Source organism: Azonexus hydrophilus (assembly GCF_905120355.1).
GTDB lineage: Bacteria > Pseudomonadota > Gammaproteobacteria > Burkholderiales > Rhodocyclaceae > Azonexus.
Genome location: NZ_CAJHOB010000009.1, coordinates 1 through 17,461, shown reverse-complemented (window position 1 = coordinate 17,461; position 17,461 = coordinate 1). Strand labels below are relative to the sequence as shown.

The 17,461-nt window shown below is 60.5% G+C and carries 21 protein-coding genes; 9 read left to right on the top strand and 12 right to left on the bottom strand.

The features are described 5' to 3' along the window. Positions 1-5: 5 nt before the first annotated feature. Both JYJ39_RS08550 and JYJ39_RS08545 read right to left on the bottom strand, forming a co-directional pair. Positions 6-230, bottom strand: a complete 225-nt coding sequence (locus tag JYJ39_RS08550) for a hypothetical protein (RefSeq protein WP_205203636.1) — start codon at positions 228-230, stop codon at positions 6-8. Next, positions 227-2,281: a putative bifunctional diguanylate cyclase/phosphodiesterase gene (locus JYJ39_RS08545; RefSeq protein WP_205203635.1), complete on the bottom strand. Its 2,055-nt coding sequence runs from the start codon at positions 2,279-2,281 to the stop codon at positions 227-229. Before JYJ39_RS08545 ends, JYJ39_RS08550 begins: the two co-directional genes overlap by 4 nt. A gap of 158 nt (positions 2,282-2,439) precedes the next feature. On the opposite strand from JYJ39_RS08545, the gene JYJ39_RS08540 reads away from it, so the two are divergent. Then, entirely contained in the window at positions 2,440-2,949 is a 510-nt protein-coding gene (locus tag JYJ39_RS08540; RefSeq protein WP_205203634.1) for a disulfide bond formation protein B, read from the top strand. Positions 2,950-3,052: 103 nt separating this feature from the next. Here the strand turns inward: JYJ39_RS08540 and rpmG are convergent, their stop codons facing one another. The 3 genes from rpmG to radC form a co-directional block, all read right to left on the bottom strand. Next, positions 3,053-3,223 carry a 50S ribosomal protein L33 gene (gene rpmG / locus JYJ39_RS08535; RefSeq protein ID WP_028994601.1) on the bottom strand — a complete coding sequence of 57 codons (171 nt, stop codon included), beginning with the start codon at positions 3,221-3,223 and terminating at the stop codon, positions 3,053-3,055. 17 nt (positions 3,224-3,240) lie between these two features. Continuing rightward, positions 3,241-3,474 (bottom strand): 50S ribosomal protein L28, encoded by a 234-nt coding sequence (gene rpmB / locus JYJ39_RS08530; RefSeq protein WP_205203633.1) that lies wholly within the window; start codon positions 3,472-3,474, stop codon positions 3,241-3,243. Between the two features lie 112 nt (positions 3,475-3,586). Beyond that, positions 3,587-4,267, bottom strand: coding sequence for a RadC family protein (gene radC, locus JYJ39_RS08525; RefSeq protein WP_205203632.1), 681 nt, complete (start codon positions 4,265-4,267; stop codon positions 3,587-3,589). A 50-nt stretch (positions 4,268-4,317) separates the two neighbouring features. On the opposite strand from radC, the gene coaBC reads away from it, so the two are divergent. From coaBC to JYJ39_RS08510, 3 genes are all read left to right on the top strand, one after another. Next, the gene (coaBC, locus tag JYJ39_RS08520; protein WP_205203631.1) at positions 4,318-5,511 is read left to right on the top strand and encodes a bifunctional phosphopantothenoylcysteine decarboxylase/phosphopantothenate--cysteine ligase CoaBC; all 1,194 of its coding nucleotides are present in this window, start codon (positions 4,318-4,320) and stop codon (positions 5,509-5,511) included. Next, positions 5,508-5,957: a dUTP diphosphatase gene (gene dut, locus JYJ39_RS08515; protein ID WP_205203629.1), complete on the top strand. Its 450-nt coding sequence runs from the start codon at positions 5,508-5,510 to the stop codon at positions 5,955-5,957. The genes coaBC and dut overlap by 4 nt, the downstream gene beginning before the upstream one ends. A 63-nt stretch (positions 5,958-6,020) precedes the next feature. After that, complete coding sequence (locus tag JYJ39_RS08510) at positions 6,021-6,617, top strand: c-type cytochrome (RefSeq protein ID WP_240189603.1); 597 nt, start codon at positions 6,021-6,023, stop codon at positions 6,615-6,617. Between the two features lie 68 nt (positions 6,618-6,685). Here the strand turns inward: JYJ39_RS08510 and JYJ39_RS08505 are convergent, their stop codons facing one another. Together JYJ39_RS08505 and JYJ39_RS08500 are read right to left on the bottom strand one after the other, a co-directional pair. Continuing rightward, positions 6,686-7,963, bottom strand: coding sequence for an NAD(P)/FAD-dependent oxidoreductase (locus tag JYJ39_RS08505; RefSeq protein ID WP_205203625.1), 1,278 nt, complete (start codon positions 7,961-7,963; stop codon positions 6,686-6,688). Between the two features lie 10 nt (positions 7,964-7,973). Then, entirely contained in the window at positions 7,974-8,276 is a 303-nt protein-coding gene (locus tag JYJ39_RS08500; RefSeq protein WP_205203624.1) for a c-type cytochrome, read from the bottom strand. 199 nt (positions 8,277-8,475) lie between these two features. Between JYJ39_RS08500 and JYJ39_RS08495 the strand changes: the two genes are divergently transcribed. Further along, on the top strand, positions 8,476-9,822 hold the full coding sequence (locus tag JYJ39_RS08495; protein ID WP_205203623.1) for an NAD(P)/FAD-dependent oxidoreductase: 1,347 nt from the start codon (positions 8,476-8,478) through the stop codon (positions 9,820-9,822). An 18-nt stretch (positions 9,823-9,840) separates the two neighbouring features. Then, positions 9,841-10,185, top strand: a complete 345-nt coding sequence (locus tag JYJ39_RS08490) for a DUF5368 domain-containing protein (RefSeq protein WP_205203622.1) — start codon at positions 9,841-9,843, stop codon at positions 10,183-10,185. A 78-nt stretch (positions 10,186-10,263) separates the two neighbouring features. On the opposite strand, the gene JYJ39_RS08485 is transcribed toward JYJ39_RS08490, so the two are convergent. From JYJ39_RS08485 to aceK, 4 genes are all read right to left on the bottom strand, one after another. Next, positions 10,264-11,634, bottom strand: a complete 1,371-nt coding sequence (locus JYJ39_RS08485) for an NAD(P)(+) transhydrogenase (Re/Si-specific) subunit beta (protein ID WP_205203621.1) — start codon at positions 11,632-11,634, stop codon at positions 10,264-10,266. A gap of 2 nt (positions 11,635-11,636) precedes the next feature. After that, positions 11,637-11,918 (bottom strand): NAD(P) transhydrogenase subunit alpha, encoded by a 282-nt coding sequence (locus JYJ39_RS08480; RefSeq protein ID WP_205203620.1) that lies wholly within the window; start codon positions 11,916-11,918, stop codon positions 11,637-11,639. Then, positions 11,918-13,045: an NAD(P) transhydrogenase subunit alpha gene (locus tag JYJ39_RS08475; RefSeq protein WP_205203619.1), complete on the bottom strand. Its 1,128-nt coding sequence runs from the start codon at positions 13,043-13,045 to the stop codon at positions 11,918-11,920. Before JYJ39_RS08475 ends, JYJ39_RS08480 begins: the two co-directional genes overlap by 1 nt. A gap of 182 nt (positions 13,046-13,227) precedes the next feature. Next, positions 13,228-15,009, bottom strand: a complete 1,782-nt coding sequence (gene aceK / locus JYJ39_RS08470) for a bifunctional isocitrate dehydrogenase kinase/phosphatase (protein ID WP_205203617.1) — start codon at positions 15,007-15,009, stop codon at positions 13,228-13,230. Between the two features lie 143 nt (positions 15,010-15,152). Between aceK and JYJ39_RS08465 the strand changes: the two genes are divergently transcribed. Together JYJ39_RS08465 and JYJ39_RS08460 are read left to right on the top strand one after the other, a co-directional pair. Next, positions 15,153-15,938: a competence/damage-inducible protein A gene (locus JYJ39_RS08465; RefSeq protein WP_205203615.1), complete on the top strand. Its 786-nt coding sequence runs from the start codon at positions 15,153-15,155 to the stop codon at positions 15,936-15,938. A gap of 30 nt (positions 15,939-15,968) precedes the next feature. Further along, entirely contained in the window at positions 15,969-16,241 is a 273-nt protein-coding gene (locus JYJ39_RS08460) for an oxidative damage protection protein (RefSeq protein WP_205203613.1), read from the top strand. A gap of 51 nt (positions 16,242-16,292) precedes the next feature. On the opposite strand, the gene rpiA is transcribed toward JYJ39_RS08460, so the two are convergent. Continuing rightward, the gene (rpiA, locus tag JYJ39_RS08455) at positions 16,293-16,964 is read right to left on the bottom strand and encodes a ribose-5-phosphate isomerase RpiA (RefSeq protein ID WP_205203612.1); all 672 of its coding nucleotides are present in this window, start codon (positions 16,962-16,964) and stop codon (positions 16,293-16,295) included. A 104-nt stretch (positions 16,965-17,068) separates the two neighbouring features. On the opposite strand from rpiA, the gene JYJ39_RS08450 reads away from it, so the two are divergent. Continuing rightward, the gene (locus JYJ39_RS08450; protein WP_205203611.1) at positions 17,069-17,320 is read left to right on the top strand and encodes a hypothetical protein; all 252 of its coding nucleotides are present in this window, start codon (positions 17,069-17,071) and stop codon (positions 17,318-17,320) included. Positions 17,321-17,461 lie beyond the last annotated feature (141 nt).

Below are 17,461 nucleotides of genomic sequence, written 5' to 3'. Positions count from 1 at the left end.
CCAGTTTAGCGGGCGATGCGTCGCCGGTCCAGCGGGGGAGAGGGGCGATTCAGACGGACGATGATGCCCTGTCCGTTGTCCAGGGCGATGCTCAGAGACTCCCCTTGCGTGTCCAGGCAACGATAGACGTGCAGGCCGCCCTCTGCTTCGGCGGCAACGACAGTTTGCCGTTCGAGATGGCTGGCGAGTTCTTCGCGCCCAATAATGTCGTAGGCCAGTTTGTGTTTCATGCCAGATCCGTCAGTTTGCGTCCTTGCTTGAGCAGCAAGGTGAATTCGGCGGCGGGGACAGGGCGGCTGAAGTAATAGCCCTGTATGTGGTTACAGGAGAATTCGCGCAGCAGATCAAGCTGTTCCAGGCATTCGCCCCCTTCGGCGATGACCTTGATGCCCAGCTTGTGTGCCATGGCGATGACGGCATGGGCGATGGCGGCATCGTCTTGATCCTGGTGGATGTCGCGCACGAAACTGCGATCGATTTTCAGGGTGTCGATGGGGAAACGCTTCAGGTAGGAGAGGCTGGAATAGCCCGTGCCGAAATCGTCGAGGGCAATGGTTGCGCCCAGTTGCTTCAACTCGCGCAGGGTGACGAGGGTGTTTTCGACATCGTGCATGACCATGCTTTCCGTCAGTTCGAACGTCAGGCTGCTACCGTCGATCTGCGTGCTGTCGAGGATGCTGCGAATCGAACTGAGCAGATCATCCTGGCGGAACTGGCGGGCGGAAAGATTGATGGCGATTTTCAATGGCGGCAACCCTTCCGCCTGCCAGCCAGCGAGGTCGCGACAGGCTTGACGCAAGAGCAGCTGGCCCAGGGGAATGATGAGGCCGGTATCTTCAGCCAGGGGGATGAATTCGCCGGGCTGGATCATGCCGATGCGCGGATGATTCCAGCGCGCCAGCGCTTCGGCGCCGACGATTTCACCGCTGCCCAGGGAGACCAGCGGCTGGTAATAGACCAGCAATTCATCGCGCTCCAGCGCTCGGCGCAGGTTGCCCTCCATGTCGAGGCGATCAATCGCCATGTGCGTCATTTCCGGCGTGTAGAAGCGATAGTTGTTGCGTCCATGCTCCTTGACGCGGTACATCGCGACGTCGGCGTTGCGTAGCAAGGCCTCGCCGTGGTCGCCATCGCGCGGATACAGTGCGGCGCCAACCGAGGCGGTGACGAAAATTTCCTTACCTTCCATGATGAAGGGCTGGTTCAGGGCGCGCAAGATCTTGCCGGCGACCAGCGACAGGTCGTCAGCTGTCTGCAGGCGACTGACGACCACCACGAATTCGTCGCCGCCCAGACGGGCGACAGTATCGGTATCGCGCACGCTCTGATTGAGGCGGTGTGCGACGGATTTGAGCAATTCATTGGCCGGCGAATGACCAAAGCCGTCGTTGACCAGCTTGAAACGGTCCAGGTCGAGCAGCAGCACCCCGACCATCAGATTATCCGCCCGCGCCTGGGCCAGGGCCTGGTTGATGCGGTCGTTGAGCAGGTTACGGTTGGCCAGTCCGGTCAGGCTGTCGTGATTGGCATGAAATTCGAGTTGCTGCTCGTAACTGATGCGCTCGCTGACGTCGTTGAGAATGCTGACGAAGTGCGTCGTCATCTCGCCGCTTTCATCGCGGACCGGGGCGATGTACAGCTCATTCCAGAACAGGGAACCGTCCTTGCGGTAATTGCGCAGGATGGCGTGTGCTTCGCGGCGGTTGCGCAAGGCTTCGCGGATGGTACCCAGGCCCCGCTGATTGAGGTCATCGCGCACCAAAAAGCGCCCGCTCTGGCCGATGACATCTTCCGGGCGATAGCCGGTGATGCGTTCGAAGGCGGGGTTGACGTAGACGATGGGGTGATCGAGCTGCGTTGATGAGGTGATCATCACGCCGTTGTGGCTCGATTCCAGTGCACGCGAAAGCTGGCGCATGCTGGACTGCAGCAGTTCGTTGCTGGCCTTGTAACGCATTTCACATAGCGTTTCGCCAATATCCTGGGCGATGATGTTGAGGGCCAGGGTTTCGTCATCGGTAAACGGCTGGCTGGTGCTGATGACCCGGAGTTCTCCCAAGTGACCACTGGCGGAAGGAAAGGGCAGCTGCAGCGCAGGCTGGGTGTCCGTTTCCTGTCCGTGGCAGAAGAAGGTTCCGGGCGGCTGTGTGTTGTGCAGCTGGACCGCAGCGTATGCAAATTCACCTTGTTCGACCAGGAGTTCGCAGTGTCGTTGCAGGAAGAGTTTTTCGTCGCAGGCTTGTTGCCGTAGCTGGCTGCAACTTGCCAGGAGCTGGAGCATGCTGGCAGAGTTGCGGTGTGTGTGTGGAGGGCTCAAGCTCTTGTCTCTCTCGCGCAGGTTGGTCTTGTCGTTTTTTCTGTGACATTCTGCCGCCGTTGCGGCGCTTTGTGCAAGCGCTTACGTCATTTGTGACAACTGTGTTCTGGAAGGAGGAGGTTATGGTGCGTCTGTGCGCGCGGATCGTTGCGGCTTTCCCGGTGCGGGCCTGGTTTTCGGCATTGGCGCTCGGTGTCTTTGGTGTGGCTGCGGCCGGGATGGTGTTGCAGCAAATGCTCTCGCTGTCGCCTTGTCCGTACTGCATTTTTCAGCGCCTTTTGTATTTGCTGATCGGCGGTCTGGCGCTACTGGGTTTTGTCTGGCCGTTGCTGCGTCAGTTCTGGTGTGCAGCGATCATGCTCCTGGCTAGCGCAGGTGCGGGCATCGCCCTGTACCAGAGCTGGCTACAGCTGTACCCCGATACGCTGGCAGGTTGTGGCATGAGTGAGCCGGATGCGGTGGAGCGGCTGGTGGATTGGCTGGGTATGGCTTGGCCGAAACTGTTTCTTGCGACCGGTTTCTGTGCCAGTCGTGAATGGGAGTTCATCGGGCTGTCGATGGCCAATTGGTCGGTGCTGCTTTTTGCGGGTGTGCTGTTCTGGGTGGTACTCCTGTTTCGCAGCAAGGGGTGACCGCTGCTGCAACGTGTTTGCCCTGGTCCGTATCCGTTGCGAAGCATGGAAAAGACAATAAAAAACCCGCTGTAAAGCGGGTTTTTTATGTTGAAGTGACTGCTTACTTCAGCTTGACTTCCTTGTAGGCCACGTGCTTGCGGGCTTTCGGATCGTACTTCATGAACTCCAGTTTTTCCGGCGTCGTGCGCTTGTTTTTGGAGGTGGTATAGAAGTGACCGGTTCCAGCCGTGGATTCCAGTTTGATTTTTTCGCGACCGCCTTTGCTAGCCATGATTCAGTTCCTTTTGTTTAGATTTCGCCGCGGGCACGCAGGTCAACGAGGACGGCATCGATGCCGTTCTTGTCGATCAAACGCAGGCCAGCGTTGGAAACGCGCAGGCTGACAAAGCGGTTTTCGCTCTCAACCCAGAAACGACGGTTCTGCAGGTTCGGCAGGAAGCGGCGCTTCGTTTTGTTGTTGGCATGGGAAACCTTGTTCCCAACCATCGGGCCTTTGCCCGTGACTTGGCAGACTCGCGCCATGATGGTGCTCCAGTAATTTGGCTAGAAGAAACCGAAGATTCTAACTGCTGAGGCAAGCAAAATCAAGCTGCTGCGATGTTTTTTGCGCAATGGATTTTACGCGCTGTCGTTTTTACAGCAGACCCCGCTCGGCAAAGGAAAGTGGTCTTGCCGTGCCGGCGACGATGAAGTGGTCAAGCAGTTTGACGTCGACCATGGCCAGGGCCTGGCGCAGGCTGGTGGTCAGCATCTGGTCGGCGTGCGAGGGTTCGGCCAGGCCGGAGGGATGGTTGTGTGCCAGGATGACGGCAGCGGCATTGCGTTGCAGCGCTGTCTTGACCACTTCACGTGGGTAGACGGACGTCTGGGTCAGGGTGCCGGTGAACAGGGTTTCGCTCAGGATCAGGCGGTTCTGCGCGTCCAGCCAGAGCGCGATGAAACATTCCTGTGGCAGGTAGGCGAGGCGCAGGCGCAGCCAGTTCCGTACGTTTTCCGGCGAAGCGAGGTTGTCGCGTACATGCATTTCCTCGGTCAGGGCGCGCCGGCTGAGTTCGAAACTGGCTTTCAGTTGTGCCGCCTTGGCCATGCCGATACCGGGTGTGGTGGCGAGTTCCTGCAGCGAACTGCTGGCCAGCCGGCCCAGCTTGCCATCGTGCCGGCTGAGGAGGTCGCGGGCCAGATCGACGGCACTTTTGCCGCGGGTGCCGACGCGTAGGTAGATGGCGAGCAATTCGGCGTCCGAGAGCGCGCTTTCGCCAAAAGCGATGAGGCGTTCACGTGGACGTTCCTGGGTGGGCCAATCGCTGATGGACATGCTGCCGACTCCAGTAGAATGTGAGGCGTCCGATCTTACAGGAAATGACAATGGAATTAAAAGGCAAGCGCCTCGTGCTCGGTGTCACCGGTGGTATAGCTGCCTACAAGGCGGCAGAATTGGTACGCCTGCTGGTTCGGGAGGGGGCTGAAGTGCAGGTGGCGATGAGCGAAGGGGCAACGCATTTCGTCACGCCGACGACTTTCCAGGCACTTTCCGGGCGACCGGTTTATCTCGATCAGTGGGATGCGCGCATGCCGAATGCCATGGCGCACATTGATCTGTCGCGGCAGGCCGACCTGCTGCTGGTGGCACCGGCGTCCGCTGATTTTCTGGCGCGCATTAGTGCCGGCATGGCCGATGATTTGCTGGCAACCATGGTGCTGGCGCGCGATTGTCCGCTGCTGGTGGCACCGGCCATGAATCGCCAGATGTGGGAAAACCCGGCTACCCAGCGCAATGTGGCGCAACTGGTGGCGGATGGGGTGGGTGTGCTGGGGCCGGCCAGCGGCGCCCAGGCGTGTGGCGAGGTGGGCCCGGGGCGGATGCTGGAACCAGCGGAACTGCTTGCCGGCGTGATGGATTTCTTTGCGCCGAAAACACTGGCTGGGCGACGGGTATTGCTGACGGCCGGCCCCACCTTTGAAGCCATCGATGCCGTGCGCGGCATTACCAATCTGTCGTCCGGGCGCATGGGCTACGCGGTGGCTGCTGCGGCACGGCGAGCGGGAGCGGCAGTGACGCTGGTATCCGGTCCGGTGGCGCTGGACGCGCCGGTCGGTGTCGAGCGGGTTGCAGTGCAGAGCGCGCTGGACATGCATGCGGCCGTGATGGCGCGCGCCGCAGCGAGCGACATTTTCATTGCGGTCGCCGCTGTGGCCGATTACCGTGTGGCCCGGCCAGCAGCGCATAAATTGAAGAAGGACGAAGGCGGCGTGCCGGCCATCGAGCTGATCGAGAACCCGGATATTCTGGCGGAGGTCGCGGCTTTGCCGGGGGGGCCGTTCTGTGTCGGTTTTGCGGCCGAAAGTCAGAACCTCGAAGCATATGCGCAGAAAAAACGCCTGAAGAAGAAAATTCCCCTGATCGCCGGCAACCTCATGCAGGACGGCTTTGGCGGGAGCGACAACCGTCTGGTCCTGTTCGACGACCAGGGAACACATCCGCTGCCGCCGGCGAGCAAGGAAGTGCTGGCGCGCCAGCTGATTGAACACATCGCAAGACTGACTGGAGAAATTGCATGACCACGATCGACGTGAAAATCCTTGATGCCCGTCTCAAGGACAGCCCGCCGCACTACGCCACCCCGGGTTCCGCCGGTCTTGATCTGCGCGCCTGCCTGGCGGCGCCGCTTGAGCTGCAGCCGGGGCAGACCCAGTTGCTGCCCGCGGGGCTGGCCATTCATCTGAATGACCCGGGCCTGGCGGCCATGATCCTGCCGCGATCGGGTCTGGGGCATAAACACGGCATTGTGCTTGGCAATCTGGTCGGCTTGATCGATAGCGATTACCAGGGGCAGCTGATGGTCTCGGTCTGGAATCGCAGCAGCGCGCCTTTCACCATCCAGCCGCTGGACCGCATTGCGCAGCTGGTGGTGGTGCCGGTGCTGCAGGTCGGCTTCAATGTGGTCGATGAATTTGCCAGCAGCGACCGGGGTGAGGGAGGCTTTGGCAGCACCGGACAAGGCTGAGTCGCTTGCCGCCCGGGGTTACGATCCGAAACAGCAGTTCTGATGCGTGAAAGTGGGGAAATCATGAACAGATGTATTGCCACGGCTGCCTTGTTCGCAGCGCTATCCTTGCCAGTGCAAGCCGGTGATCTGGCCCGGGCAGAGGCCATCGTATCCGAGCGTTGCTCGCTGTGCCATGGCATGAAGGGCGAGGCGGTCAGTGCGGTATTCCCGCGTCTGGCGGGGCAGCACTCGGAATACATCAGCAAACAGCTGGCGGAATTCAAATCGGGCAAGCGCAAGAGCGAGAGCATGCAGCCGCAGGCCGAGAATTTGAGTCCTGCCGAGATGCAGGCGCTCGGGCGGTATTTCGAGGCGAAGCAGGTGCCTGGGCGGCAAATCCGGGATGCCGAACTGCTGGCCGTGGGTAAATACATCTTCCTGCGCGGCAATCCGTTCAGCGGCCTGCCTGCGTGTGCCAGCTGTCATGGCGAGAACGGGCACGGGACCCCGCAGTTGCCGCGCCTGGCGGGGCAGCACCCGCGTTACACCGAAGATCAGCTGCAGCAGTTCAACGCGCGTGCGCGCACCAACGACAACGCAGTCATGCATACCGTTGCGTCCAAGCTGACGGAACTGGAAGCCCACGCCGTCGCGGCCTATATCGCCTCGCTCGACTGAATATGCAGGTCGGGTAAGCAAAACGGCCACCCGCGTGGGTGGCCGTTTTTGTTCAGGGAGAGCGTGTCTTACACCAGCATGTCGGCCCAGATATTCTTGGCCCAGGCCAGCGCGGCCTTGCCCTCGACTTCGTTGCGGGCGGCAGAGAGACCGCCGGCGCCTTTGACTGGCTGCACCAGTTTGGTGGCAGCATCGTACTGGTGAACCGAGGCGACGTGCACCGCCTGGCTGCCATCGACAAAGCTGTAGCAGGTGTTCATGACCACCGGCTCCGGGTTCGGCGGATCGCCCGCCAGCAGGTTGAGGATGGCTGCCACCGCCAGCTTGCCGTGCTGGTTTGCCATGTGTCCGGATTTCGGCATGGTCGGGGCCGGGAAGATGGCGTCGCCGATGACATGCACGCCAGGGGTGCTGGTCGATTCCATGGACAGCCAGTTGATGTCCACCCAGCGGGTGTTGACCAGTTTCAGGCCGGCATTGCGGGCGATGTCGCCGGCGCGCTGCGGCGGGATGATGTTGAGCACATCAGCCTTGAAAGTGTCGAACTCAAGGATCGCTGTGTTGCTGGCGGCATCAACGTCGCGCACTTCGCTGTTTGGCCGGTATTCCAGATGATTCTTGTACAGGTCGTTCCAGGCTTTGACGAACAGTCCCTTTTTCGATTGCACGTCTTCGTTGGCATCCAGGATGACGACTTTCGATTTTGGCTTGTGCGTTTTGAAGTAATCCGCGACCAGACAGGCGCGTTCGTAGGGGCCGGGAGGGCAACGGTAAGGCGCTTTCGGAATGCTCAGGGCAAAGACACCGCCATCGGGCATGGCTTCCAGCTGGCGGCGCAAGGCCACTGTTTGCGGGCCGGCTTTCCAGGCATGGGGGATTTTTTCCTGCGCGGCAGCATTGTTCAGGCCGGGGATTTGTTTGTACATGAAGTCGATGCCCGGCGAGAGGATCACCCGGTCGTAACCGATGCTGCTGCCGTCGGCAAGGCGCAGCGTGCGGGCGCCGGCATCGAGCGCGACGACCTCGCCCTGGATGACGCGGACGCCCCAGTGGTTTTTCAGATTGTCATAGCTGACGGTGATGTCTGCCATGGTCTTGCTGCCGTGCAGCACCAGATTGGAAATTGGGCAGGAAATGAAGTGCGGCTGGCGCTCGATCAGCGTTACCTGCACCCGGCCCTGGCTCCACAGGCGCAGGTATTTGGCCGCCGTGGCACCACCGTAGCCGCCACCGACCACGACCACATGGCCGCTGGCCTTGTGGCCGCTGCTGCAGCCGTAAAGAGCGGCCAGGGCACCGGCGCTGGCGCCGGCCTTGAGGAAATTGCGTCGTTGAATATGCAGCATGTTTTTCCCCTTATTTTTGCGCGGCGAAATAGTCTGCGATCAGCGTCAGTTGTGCCTCGCTGTAGCCCTTGGCGATCTGCTGCATGATCGTCGAGGGACGGTCGCCGTTACGGAAATCGGTGAGTTTTTGCAGCATGTTGGCCTTGTTCTCTCCGGCCAGGGAACCCATGCCCGAGCCGGCGACGGCTTTGCCGTTGGTGCCGTGGCAGTTGGCGCAGGTGGCGGCAAGATTGCGCCCCAGATTGGGATCGGCAGCCTGGGCGGCGGTGGTCGCCAGCAAGGCGAGCAGAGCGGCGGCGGGAAGTGCTTTCATCGGAAGTTTTCCTCGAACAATCAGTTGCAAACGGAAAAAGCTGAAAACGGGCGATTTTAGGGGAAGGCGGGGCGCTTCCAGCGTGCCGGGAGCATTAAAAAATTGATCGGCCTATCAAGGATGGGATGATTAAAAAATTAACCTATGCTAATTTTGGGCTGCAGGGCGATAACAATCACACTACGAGGAAGGAGTCATCATGTCCAAGGAGCCAATTGTCATTGATCCAAGCAGGTCCGGCAGGCTGGACCGGCGTTCGTTTCTGAAACTGGGCGCAGCGGGGGCGGGCACCCTGCTGCTGTTGCCGGACAGCGCCAGCGCGGCCACCAAAGTGAAAACGGCGGCCCGCATTGTCATTGCCGGTGCCGGTGCGGCCGGTCTGACCGCCGCAGCGCAGCTGGCGCAACGGCTGGAAGGGGCGCAGATTACGCTGGTCGATGCGCGCAAGGCGCATTTCTACCAGCCGGGGTTCACCCTGGTGGCGGGGGGCATCAAGCCAGCCTCCTATGTGGTGTCTTCAACGCGGGATTACGTACCGTCCGGGGTCGAGTTGATCGAAGAGGCCGTCGCCGAAATCGACCCGGAAGGCAGGAAGGTCGTTACGGCAACTGGCAAACCTGTTCCTTATGATTACCTGATTGTTGCTACCGGACTGCGCCTGGATTACGCAGCGATCGAAGGGATGGACGTCGAGCAGATCGGCAACAATGGCCTGGGCAGCATTTACCATAGCCCGGAGAAGGCTGCGGCAACCTGGCAGGCGATGTCGAAATTTGCCGATAGCGGCGGCGTCGGTGTTTTCCTGCGCCCAGGCACGGAAATGAAATGTGCCGGTGCGCCGCTTAAATACACTTTCCTTACCGATGACCATCTGCGCCGGCGCGGTAATCGGGGTAAGGCAGAGATCATTTACAACGCCAACAACAAGGTGCTGTTCAGTGTGCCCATCGTGCATGAAAAAGTGCGTATGTTGTTCGAAGAGCGCGATATCAGGATGAACTACGAGCGCACGCTGGCGGCGATTGATCTGGGCAAGAAAATTGCCACCTTCAAGACAGCAGAAGGGCCGGTCGAATTGCAATATGACTTCATCAACGTCATTCCGCCCATGCGTGCCGCCGATGCCGTGCGCAACAGCCCGCTGCCCTGGCAGGAAGGCAACTGGGCCGCCGACGGCTGGATCGAGGTGGATAAGCACACGCTACGCCACAAGCGATTCGACAATGTCTTTGCCGTTGGCGACGTGGCCGGTGTACCCAAGGGCAAGACGGCGGCCAGCGTCAAATGGCAGGTGCCGGTGGCGGTCGATCATCTGGTGGCGCAGATCGAAGGGCGTGAATCGCAGGCCCATTACGGCGGCTATACCTCATGCCCGCTGATTACCCGTCTGGGTCAGGCGATGCTGATTGAATTCGATTACAAGGACAATCTGGTGCCTTCCTTCCCCGGCATCATCGCGCCGCTGGAAGAGCTGTGGATCAGCTGGGTGATGAAAACCATGGCCCTGAAACCGACCTATATCAGCATGTTGCATGGCCGTGCCTGATTTCTGGAGGAAACGACAATGAAAGAACTTGATCCCCTGGTGTTCTGGGCTGTGTTCCAGGAAATGCTCGGCGCTCCCTTGTTGTGGCTGATGCTCGTCGTCATCCTGGCAGGTACGGCGGCGTTTTTTGCTCTGCTGCTCAAGGAGCGCAGGATTGACTCGCGGCGTCTGGTGCGGGCCGAGTTTGTCGGTGTTGCGGGGGGCTGTCTGGCGCTGGTGCTGATGGCCAAGGTCTCTTCTTCCGGCTTTACGGATGCGGGTGGGCCGGCGGACTGGTTTCTGATCGCCCTGGTCTTTGGTCTGGGGCTGGCGGGAACGACTATCCTGATCTACACCCTGCTCGGCTGGCGCAGCAGGGTGTAGCGCAGCTGCGTCTGGCCGCAATGAAAAAACCCCGGCGCCGTTGCGGTGCCGGGGTTTTTTGTGGGCGGTTTGCCTGAATCAGCCCATGCTCTTCAGGTGCTGGATGATCTCGCCCGCCATTGGCTGCGCATCGCCATACAGCATGCGGCAGTTGTCGGTATAGAACAGGGCGTTCTCGATACCGGAGTAGCCGGTGCCCTTGCCCCGCTTGATGACGATCACGTTTTGCGCGTGGTCGGCGTTGAGGATGGGCATGCCGTAGATCGGGCTCGATTTGTCGGTGCGGGCGGTCGGATTGACCACGTCGTTGGCGCCGATGATGAGCGCCACATCGGCCTGGCCGAATTCGCCATTGATTTCTTCCAGATCGAAGATCTTGTCGTACGGCACGCCGGCTTCGGCGAGCAGCACGTTCATGTGACCCGGCATGCGCCCGGCAACCGGGTGGATGGCAAATTTCACCTCGACCCCGGCTTCTTCGAGCAGCGCTGTCATTTCCCACACCTTGTGCTGCGCATGGGCCACTGCCATGCCGTAACCCGGCACGATGATGACCTTGCTGGCGTAGCGCATCATGGCGGCAGCGTCGATGGCACCCACTTCCTTCATCGTGCCGGTAATCGCTTCACCACTGCTGGCGGCCACCATCGGCGTAAACAGGATGTTGGACAGTGGCCGGTTCATGGCCTTGGCCATCAGTTGCGTCAGCAGGGTGCCGGCAGCGCCGACGACGATACCGGCGATGATCAGCGCCGGATTGCCCAGGACGTAGCCCTCGAAACCCACAGCCAGACCGGTGAAGGCATTGAACAGCGAGATCACCACCGGCATGTCGGCGCCGCCGATGGGCAGGGTGACGATCAGGCCGAGCACCAGGGCAACGACGAAGAAGGCGATCACCAGTTCCGGTTGCTGCGGCGCCAGGATCACTACCGCTACGCCCAGGGCGATGGCGGCGAGTGCCAGTACCACATTGACCGCGTTCTGCGCCGGCAGACGCCAGGCTTTCTTGAGCACGCCCTGCAGCTTGGCCCAGGCGACGCAGGAGCCGGTGAAGGAGACCGCGCCGATGAGTGCGCCAAGCACGGCGAGAATGGTGGCGACCAGGCCATGCATTTCACCCTTGGCAAATTCGACGGCGGCAATCGCGGCAGCGGCGCCGCCGCCCATACCGTTGTAGATGGCAACCATCTGCGGCATGTCGGTCATCTGCACTTTTTTGCCGGAAATCCAGGCCAGCGCGCCACCGACGACCAGCGCCAGCAGCATCAGGCCAAGATTGAGCAGGCCGGGAATGAGGAACACCGCGGCAATGGCGATCAGCATGCCGTAACCGGCGATGACGATGCCGCGCCGGGCGCTGGCCGGAGAGCTCATGCCCTTCAGGCCGAAGATGAAGAGCAGCGCGCCGATGAACCAGGCGCCTTGCACGTAAACGGGAATGGTCATGTTTAGTCTTCCTTCTTCTTGAACATGGCAAGCATGCGTTCGGTCACCACGTAGCCGCCGGCGGCATTGGCGGCGCCCAGCGCCACGGCAAAAAAGCCGATGGCCTGCTGCAGCGGCGTGTCAGCCTGGCCAAGCACGATCATGGCGCCCACCACGACGACGCCGTGGATGAAGTTGGAACCGGACATCAGCGGCGTGTGCAGGATGACCGGCACCTTGGCGATGATCTCGTAGCCGGTGAAGGCGGCGAGCATGAAGATGTAGAGTGCGAGCAGGCCGTCCATCAGACTTCTCCCAGGAGTTCTTTGACGCGCGGGTGAACGGTGGCACCGTCCTTGCACAGCAGGGTGCCGGCGACGACTTCGTCTTCCCAGTCAATGTTGAGTGCGCCGTCCTTGATGAAGGGCGACAGGAAGTTGTAGAGATTCTTGGCGTACAGCTCGGAAGCGTGCGTCGGCATGCGCGAGGGCAGGTTGAGCGGGCCGTGGATATGCACGTCGTCGTACACCACATGCTCACCGGGTTGGGTCAGTTCGCAGTTGCCGCCGGTTTCCGCGGCCAGATCGACGATGATGGCACCGTACTTCATGCGTTCGACCATGGTTTTGGTGACGATGATGGGCGCACGCCGGCCGGGAATGGAAGCGGTGGTGATCACCACATCGGCGGCGGCAATCGCCTTGGTCAGCTTTTCAGCCTGCTGTGCTTTTTCCTCGGCGGACAGTTCGCGGGCATAGCCGCCGCTGCCTTCGGCCGAAACGCCGGTATCGACGAACTTGGCGCCGAGCGATTCGATCTGCTCCTTGGCTGCAGCGCGCACATCATAGGCTTCGACCATGGCCCCCAGGCGCTTGCAGGTGGCAATCGCCTGCAGGCCGGCGACGCCGGCACCGATGACCAGGGCGCGGGCCGGACGCACGGTACCGGCGGCGGTGGTCAGCATGGGAAAGAACTTGGTGCAGCGGGCAGCGGCGATCAGGCCGCACTGGTAGCCGGAGCAGGCGCCCTGGGAAGACAGCGCATCCATGCTCTGGGCGCGCGAGATGCGCGGCAGGAGTTCCAGGGCGAAGGCAGTGATTTTCTTGGCGTTCAGCGCAGCCAGACGCTCTTTGGAAGAATAGGGTTTTAACAGGCCGATCAGGACGGAGCCATCCGGCAAGGCGGCGATTTCTTCGTCGCTGGGCGGCGTGACGCGCAGGATGACATCGGCGCCGGCATAGGTTTCCGCCAGACTGGCCTTGATCTCGGTGTCGGCATAATCGCTGTCGAGGAAATGGCTTTCCAGGCTGGCATTGCTTTCCAGCCGGAGCTTGGCGCCGAGAGCGGCGAATTTTTTGGCAGTTTCGGGCACCAGCGGCGTACGGCGTTCGCCGTCTGCCGTTTCCCGAGCAGCCACCAGGGTGAGCGGCATCAGTAGTTCTCCTTCGTTGCGTTTTTTGCTGTGACTTCTTGCCGGCAGGCAAAAGGCTGCTAACGATAAAGGAGAGCTGGGAAAATTTTGTTCAGGATTTTTAAGTAAAAGGTTAAACGATCATTTATCAATCTGTGCCGCAATAATTCGTTATTGTTGCGTCGCAGCAAGAAGTGCCTTGTTTATGCTGGTTTTTTGCTATCTGCGCTGTACTGATTGAAACGTAAGGTTTCCGGGTAGGGGAAAAAATCTTCCAGCTGGCCGGCGCGAATTTTTTCCTGCGCGCTTTGCCAGAAAATAGGGGTCAGCAAATCTTTATGGTGACGCAGGAAGATTTTGCGGATCTGCGGCGAGCCCAGCAGGAAGGTGGCGAATTCTTCCGGAAAGACATCGCGTGGCGCCACCGGGTACCACACTTCGCCGGACATTTCGGTTTCGAAATCGGGGGCAGGCGGAATCTTGCGGAAATTCATGGCGGTCATGTACTCGATTTCGTCGTAGTCGTAGAACACCACGCGGCCGTAGCGGGTGACGCCAAAGTTCTTCCACAGCATGTCGCCCGGGAAAATGTTGGCCAGCGCCAGCTCGCGGATGGCATTGCCGTATTCGCGGATGGCGTGCGTCATTCCTGCTTCGTCGGCGGCTTTCTCCATGCGTTCGAGATGAATGTTGAGCGGCTCCATGCGTCGCTCGATGTAGAGATGACGGATGATCAGCTGATCGCCGTCGATTTCGATCTGCGATGGCGCCAGACGCTGCAATTCGGCGAGTACTTCCGGATCGAAGCGGTGCAGGGGGAATAGGGCGTTGGAAAACTCCAGTGTGTCGGCCATGCGTCCGACGCGGTCAACCTGCTTGACCATGAGAAATTTCTTCTGCACCGTCGCGCGGTCGGTTTCCTTGCCGTGGCCGAAGACGTCGCGGATGATCTTGAACACGTAAGGGTAGGAGGGCAGGGTGAATACCAGCATGACCAGGCCGCGGATGCCCGGCGCCATGATGAATGTGTCCTGCGAATGGTGCAGGTGGTAGATCAGGTCGCGGAAGAACATGGTTTTGCCCTGCTTGCCCAGGCCCAGCATGATGTACAGCTCGGAGCGCGGTTTGTTGGGCAGGATGGTGCGCAGGAACTGGACGTAGCTCGACGGTACCTCCATGTCGACCATGAAATAGGCGCGTGACAGAGAAAACAGCAGACCGATGCGCCAGGCATCGAGCAATACCGTGTCGAGAAAGAGCTTGCCGTCGGCATCGTGCAGGACGGCGATGGCAAAAGGGTATTCCTGGGCGCCATTGATCGCCTTGCCGATGATGTAAGCGGCCTTGTTGCGGTAGAAGGCGCTGGCCAGGACCTGGATCTGGAAATTCACTTCACGCGCCGGCATGCCGTGCAGGTGTTCGGTAATGGCCCGGTGCACGCATTGCACATCGCGCTCCAGATCAGCAAAGGGGCGCCGCCAGTGGAAGTCCTCGACCACCTGACGCAAGGTGCCGCGCAGTCCGCGGGCATCGACGTAATAACTGCGGTAGGTCGTGCCTTCGTCGCCCTCGAGATTTTCGGTGGAAATCGCCGGGCGCACGAACATGAAATCGTTGTGAAAATACTCCCGCCGCAGGATTTTCGTGGTGACCGAATTAAAAAAGGTCTCGGCCAGCTCTGGTTGCTTGTGATTGAGCAGGAGGCCGATGAACAGGAGCTTCACCTGTTGCCAGGTGGCGTCATCGAGCGTGTCGATGGCGAATTCGTTACGCAAGCGCTCAATGCATTCGTACACCCGGTCGTCGTAAAAGCGGATGCGCTCTTTCACCGCACGATGGACGCCCGGCCAGTCGCCGTGTTCGAAACGCCGCTTGGCAGCGCTGCAGGTTTCGCGGAACAGCCGGTAGTGGCGGTTGAAGCCCTGAATCAGTACCAGCGCGATCTGGTGCGCCGTGGCGCCATACAGGCCGACAGAGATTTTCATGTGCGCTCCCCCTTGGCGGGAGATTCTAGCGGTGAAACGGGGCTGTGGCGTCACGGCAGCGGCTTTCTTGCTATGCTTCGCCACCCGTCGGGCAGGTGCGCTGACCTTCCCGCTTTTCCCAATCGAGCACAGGTGAATCAACGATGAGCCGAACTTTTGGCGCCGTCATCATTGGCGACGAAATCCTGTCCGGCAAGCGCCAGGACAAACACTTTGCGAAAGTTGCCGAACTGCTGGCAGCGCGCGGATTGCGCCTGTCCTGGGTGGACTATCTGGGGGACGACCGGGCGCGCCTGGCGGCAACCTTCAAGCGCAGCATGGCGGCGGGTGACGTGGTGTTCTCCTGCGGGGGCATCGGCAACACGCCGGACGATCAGACCCGCCAGGCCGTGGCCGAAGCGCTGGGCGTGCGCCTGGCCCTGCATCCGGCGGGCTTCGAGGAACTGAAGGTGCGTTTTTCCAGCGACGAAATCACCCCCGAGCGCAAGTTGCTGGTGACTTTTCCCGAAGGCTGCGACATCCTGCCCAATCCGTTCAACCGCATTCCCGGTTTCATGGTGCGCGAGCATTACTTCACGCCCGGCTTTCCGCAGATGGCGCACCCGATGATCGAATGGGCGCTGGACACCTTCTACCGTGCCGAATTCCGGCCGCAGCAGGCGCGCATTGAAAAAGCTTTCCTGCTCACCGGGCCGAATGCCTACGAAAGTGCCCTGCTTGGCCTGATGGAGCGCATCGTTGCCGAGTATCCCGACCTGCGCCTGTTCTCCCTGCCTTCGCTGCAAGGCCAGGAGCGGCGGCATCTGGAACTGGGGGTGGAAGGTGCGCCGGAACAAGTGGAGCAAGCCATGGTCGACATCCGCCGTGAAATCGAACAACGCGGCATTACCTGGCGCTGGCGCGATCAGGCCGGCAGCGATTCCCTATAATTTCCCCATTTTTTCGAGGAGTACGACACCATGACCCGTATGGTTAATTGCATCAAACTGGGCCGCGAGGCAGAAGGCATGGCCCGCCCGCCGTATCCGGGCGCGCTGGGCCAGCGCATTTTCGAGAATGTGTCGAAGGAAGCTTGGGACCAGTGGGTGCGCCTGCAGACGATGATCATCAACGAGAACCGTCTCAATCTGGTGGATGCCCGCCACCGTAAATACCTGGCCGAACAGCTGGAAAAACACTTTTTCGGCGATGGCGCCGATCAGGTGCAGGGCTACGTTCCGCCTTCGGCCTGAGCGCCGCTCCCTGGGACGTGCCGGTCACGGCCCAGGGAACATTCCTGGGGCTTACCCCGGGAAACGTTGCACGCCCTGAGGCGTTCCCAGCAGCAGCACGTCGGCCGGGCGTAGCGCAAACAGGCCATTGGTGACGACGCCGACGATCTGGTTGATGCGCTCTTCCAGCGCCTTCGGCGCAGTGATCTGCAGGCCGTGTACATCAAGAATCTGGTTGCCGTTGTCGGTGATGAAGCCGGCGCGCAGTACCGGTTTGCCGCCAAGCTGGCTCAATTCCCGCGCCACGTATTCGCGCGCCATGGGAATGACTTCCACCGGCAGAGGGAAACGGCCCATGACCTCGACCTGCTTCGAGGCATCGGCAATGCAGACGAACGTCCGGGCAACGGCCGCGACGATTTTTTCCCGTGTCAGCGCGCCGCCGCCGCCCTTGATCATGTGCAGACCGGCGTCGATCTCGTCGGCGCCGTCTACGTAAACCGGCAGCTCGCTGACCTCGTTCAGGTCAAAAACAGCGATGCCGTGTTGTTCCAGACGTTGGCGGGTGGCTTCAGAACTGGCGACAGCGCCGCGGTAGCGGTCTTTGTGCGCGGCCAGGGCGTCGATAAAATAATTGGCGGTAGAGCCGGTGCCGACGCCGATCAGTGCCCCCTGCGGCACCTCGGCCAGTACGTATTCGATGGCTGCCTGGGCAACGGCGGCTTTCAGTTCATCCTGTGTCATGGTGTTTTCTACGGTGGAGGGAGCGCCATTTTACGCTTTTGCCGCGGCGGCGCAGCCTGAGCAAAATTGCTACACTCACACCCTCCCACCGGACGACCGTCGCCATGCCCCATAGCAAGTCTGCCAAACCCAGAAAAATCAAGCTGATCCGTGACAGCTACGCGATGCCGGAGGCGGAGTACGCGCAGATCGCCCAACTCAAGCAGCGTCTGCTGGAGCTTGGGGAAACCGTCAAAAAAAGCGAACTGCTGCGCGCCGGCCTGGCGCAACTGGCAACGCTCGACGATGCGGCATTGCAGGCGGCAATGGCCGGTGTCGAACGAATCAAGACCGGGCGGCCAGCGAAGAAGGCGTGAGCCTGCACAAATAACCGCCAGCGCAACCTGCATTGCGATGCTTCGTGTTGATGTCATGGACATTGGATAATCAAAACAGCATAATCCTGCGGATGTAAACTTTTCCATGAAAAAGAGCGCATCGTGCAGCAAACGCACCCA

Excerpts from the sequence above, each read along its gene's own strand:
- JYJ39_RS08550 (WP_205203636.1), bottom strand. The coding sequence starts at position 230 with ATGAAACACAAACTGGCCTACGACATTATTGGGCGCGAAGAACTCGCC.
- JYJ39_RS08545 (WP_205203635.1), bottom strand. The coding sequence starts at position 2,281 with ATGCTCCAGCTCCTGGCAAGTTGCAGCCAGCTACGGCAACAAGCCTGC.
- JYJ39_RS08540 (WP_205203634.1), top strand. The coding sequence starts at position 2,440 with ATGGTGCGTCTGTGCGCGCGGATCGTTGCGGCTTTCCCGGTGCGGGCC.
- rpmG (WP_028994601.1), bottom strand. The coding sequence starts at position 3,223 with ATGGCTAGCAAAGGCGGTCGCGAAAAAATCAAACTGGAATCCACGGCT.
- rpmB (WP_205203633.1), bottom strand. The coding sequence starts at position 3,474 with ATGGCGCGAGTCTGCCAAGTCACGGGCAAAGGCCCGATGGTTGGGAAC.
- radC (WP_205203632.1), bottom strand. The coding sequence starts at position 4,267 with ATGTCCATCAGCGATTGGCCCACCCAGGAACGTCCACGTGAACGCCTC.
- coaBC (WP_205203631.1), top strand. The coding sequence starts at position 4,318 with ATGGAATTAAAAGGCAAGCGCCTCGTGCTCGGTGTCACCGGTGGTATA.
- dut (WP_205203629.1), top strand. The coding sequence starts at position 5,508 with ATGACCACGATCGACGTGAAAATCCTTGATGCCCGTCTCAAGGACAGC.
- JYJ39_RS08510 (WP_240189603.1), top strand. The coding sequence starts at position 6,021 with ATGAACAGATGTATTGCCACGGCTGCCTTGTTCGCAGCGCTATCCTTG.
- JYJ39_RS08505 (WP_205203625.1), bottom strand. The coding sequence starts at position 7,963 with ATGCTGCATATTCAACGACGCAATTTCCTCAAGGCCGGCGCCAGCGCC.
- JYJ39_RS08500 (WP_205203624.1), bottom strand. The coding sequence starts at position 8,276 with ATGAAAGCACTTCCCGCCGCCGCTCTGCTCGCCTTGCTGGCGACCACC.
- JYJ39_RS08495 (WP_205203623.1), top strand. The coding sequence starts at position 8,476 with ATGTCCAAGGAGCCAATTGTCATTGATCCAAGCAGGTCCGGCAGGCTG.
- JYJ39_RS08490 (WP_205203622.1), top strand. The coding sequence starts at position 9,841 with ATGAAAGAACTTGATCCCCTGGTGTTCTGGGCTGTGTTCCAGGAAATG.
- JYJ39_RS08485 (WP_205203621.1), bottom strand. The coding sequence starts at position 11,634 with ATGACCATTCCCGTTTACGTGCAAGGCGCCTGGTTCATCGGCGCGCTG.
- JYJ39_RS08480 (WP_205203620.1), bottom strand. The coding sequence starts at position 11,918 with ATGGACGGCCTGCTCGCACTCTACATCTTCATGCTCGCCGCCTTCACC.
- JYJ39_RS08475 (WP_205203619.1), bottom strand. The coding sequence starts at position 13,045 with ATGCCGCTCACCCTGGTGGCTGCTCGGGAAACGGCAGACGGCGAACGC.
- aceK (WP_205203617.1), bottom strand. The coding sequence starts at position 15,009 with ATGAAAATCTCTGTCGGCCTGTATGGCGCCACGGCGCACCAGATCGCG.
- JYJ39_RS08465 (WP_205203615.1), top strand. The coding sequence starts at position 15,153 with ATGAGCCGAACTTTTGGCGCCGTCATCATTGGCGACGAAATCCTGTCC.
- JYJ39_RS08460 (WP_205203613.1), top strand. The coding sequence starts at position 15,969 with ATGACCCGTATGGTTAATTGCATCAAACTGGGCCGCGAGGCAGAAGGC.
- rpiA (WP_205203612.1), bottom strand. The coding sequence starts at position 16,964 with ATGACACAGGATGAACTGAAAGCCGCCGTTGCCCAGGCAGCCATCGAA.
- JYJ39_RS08450 (WP_205203611.1), top strand. The coding sequence starts at position 17,069 with ATGCCCCATAGCAAGTCTGCCAAACCCAGAAAAATCAAGCTGATCCGT.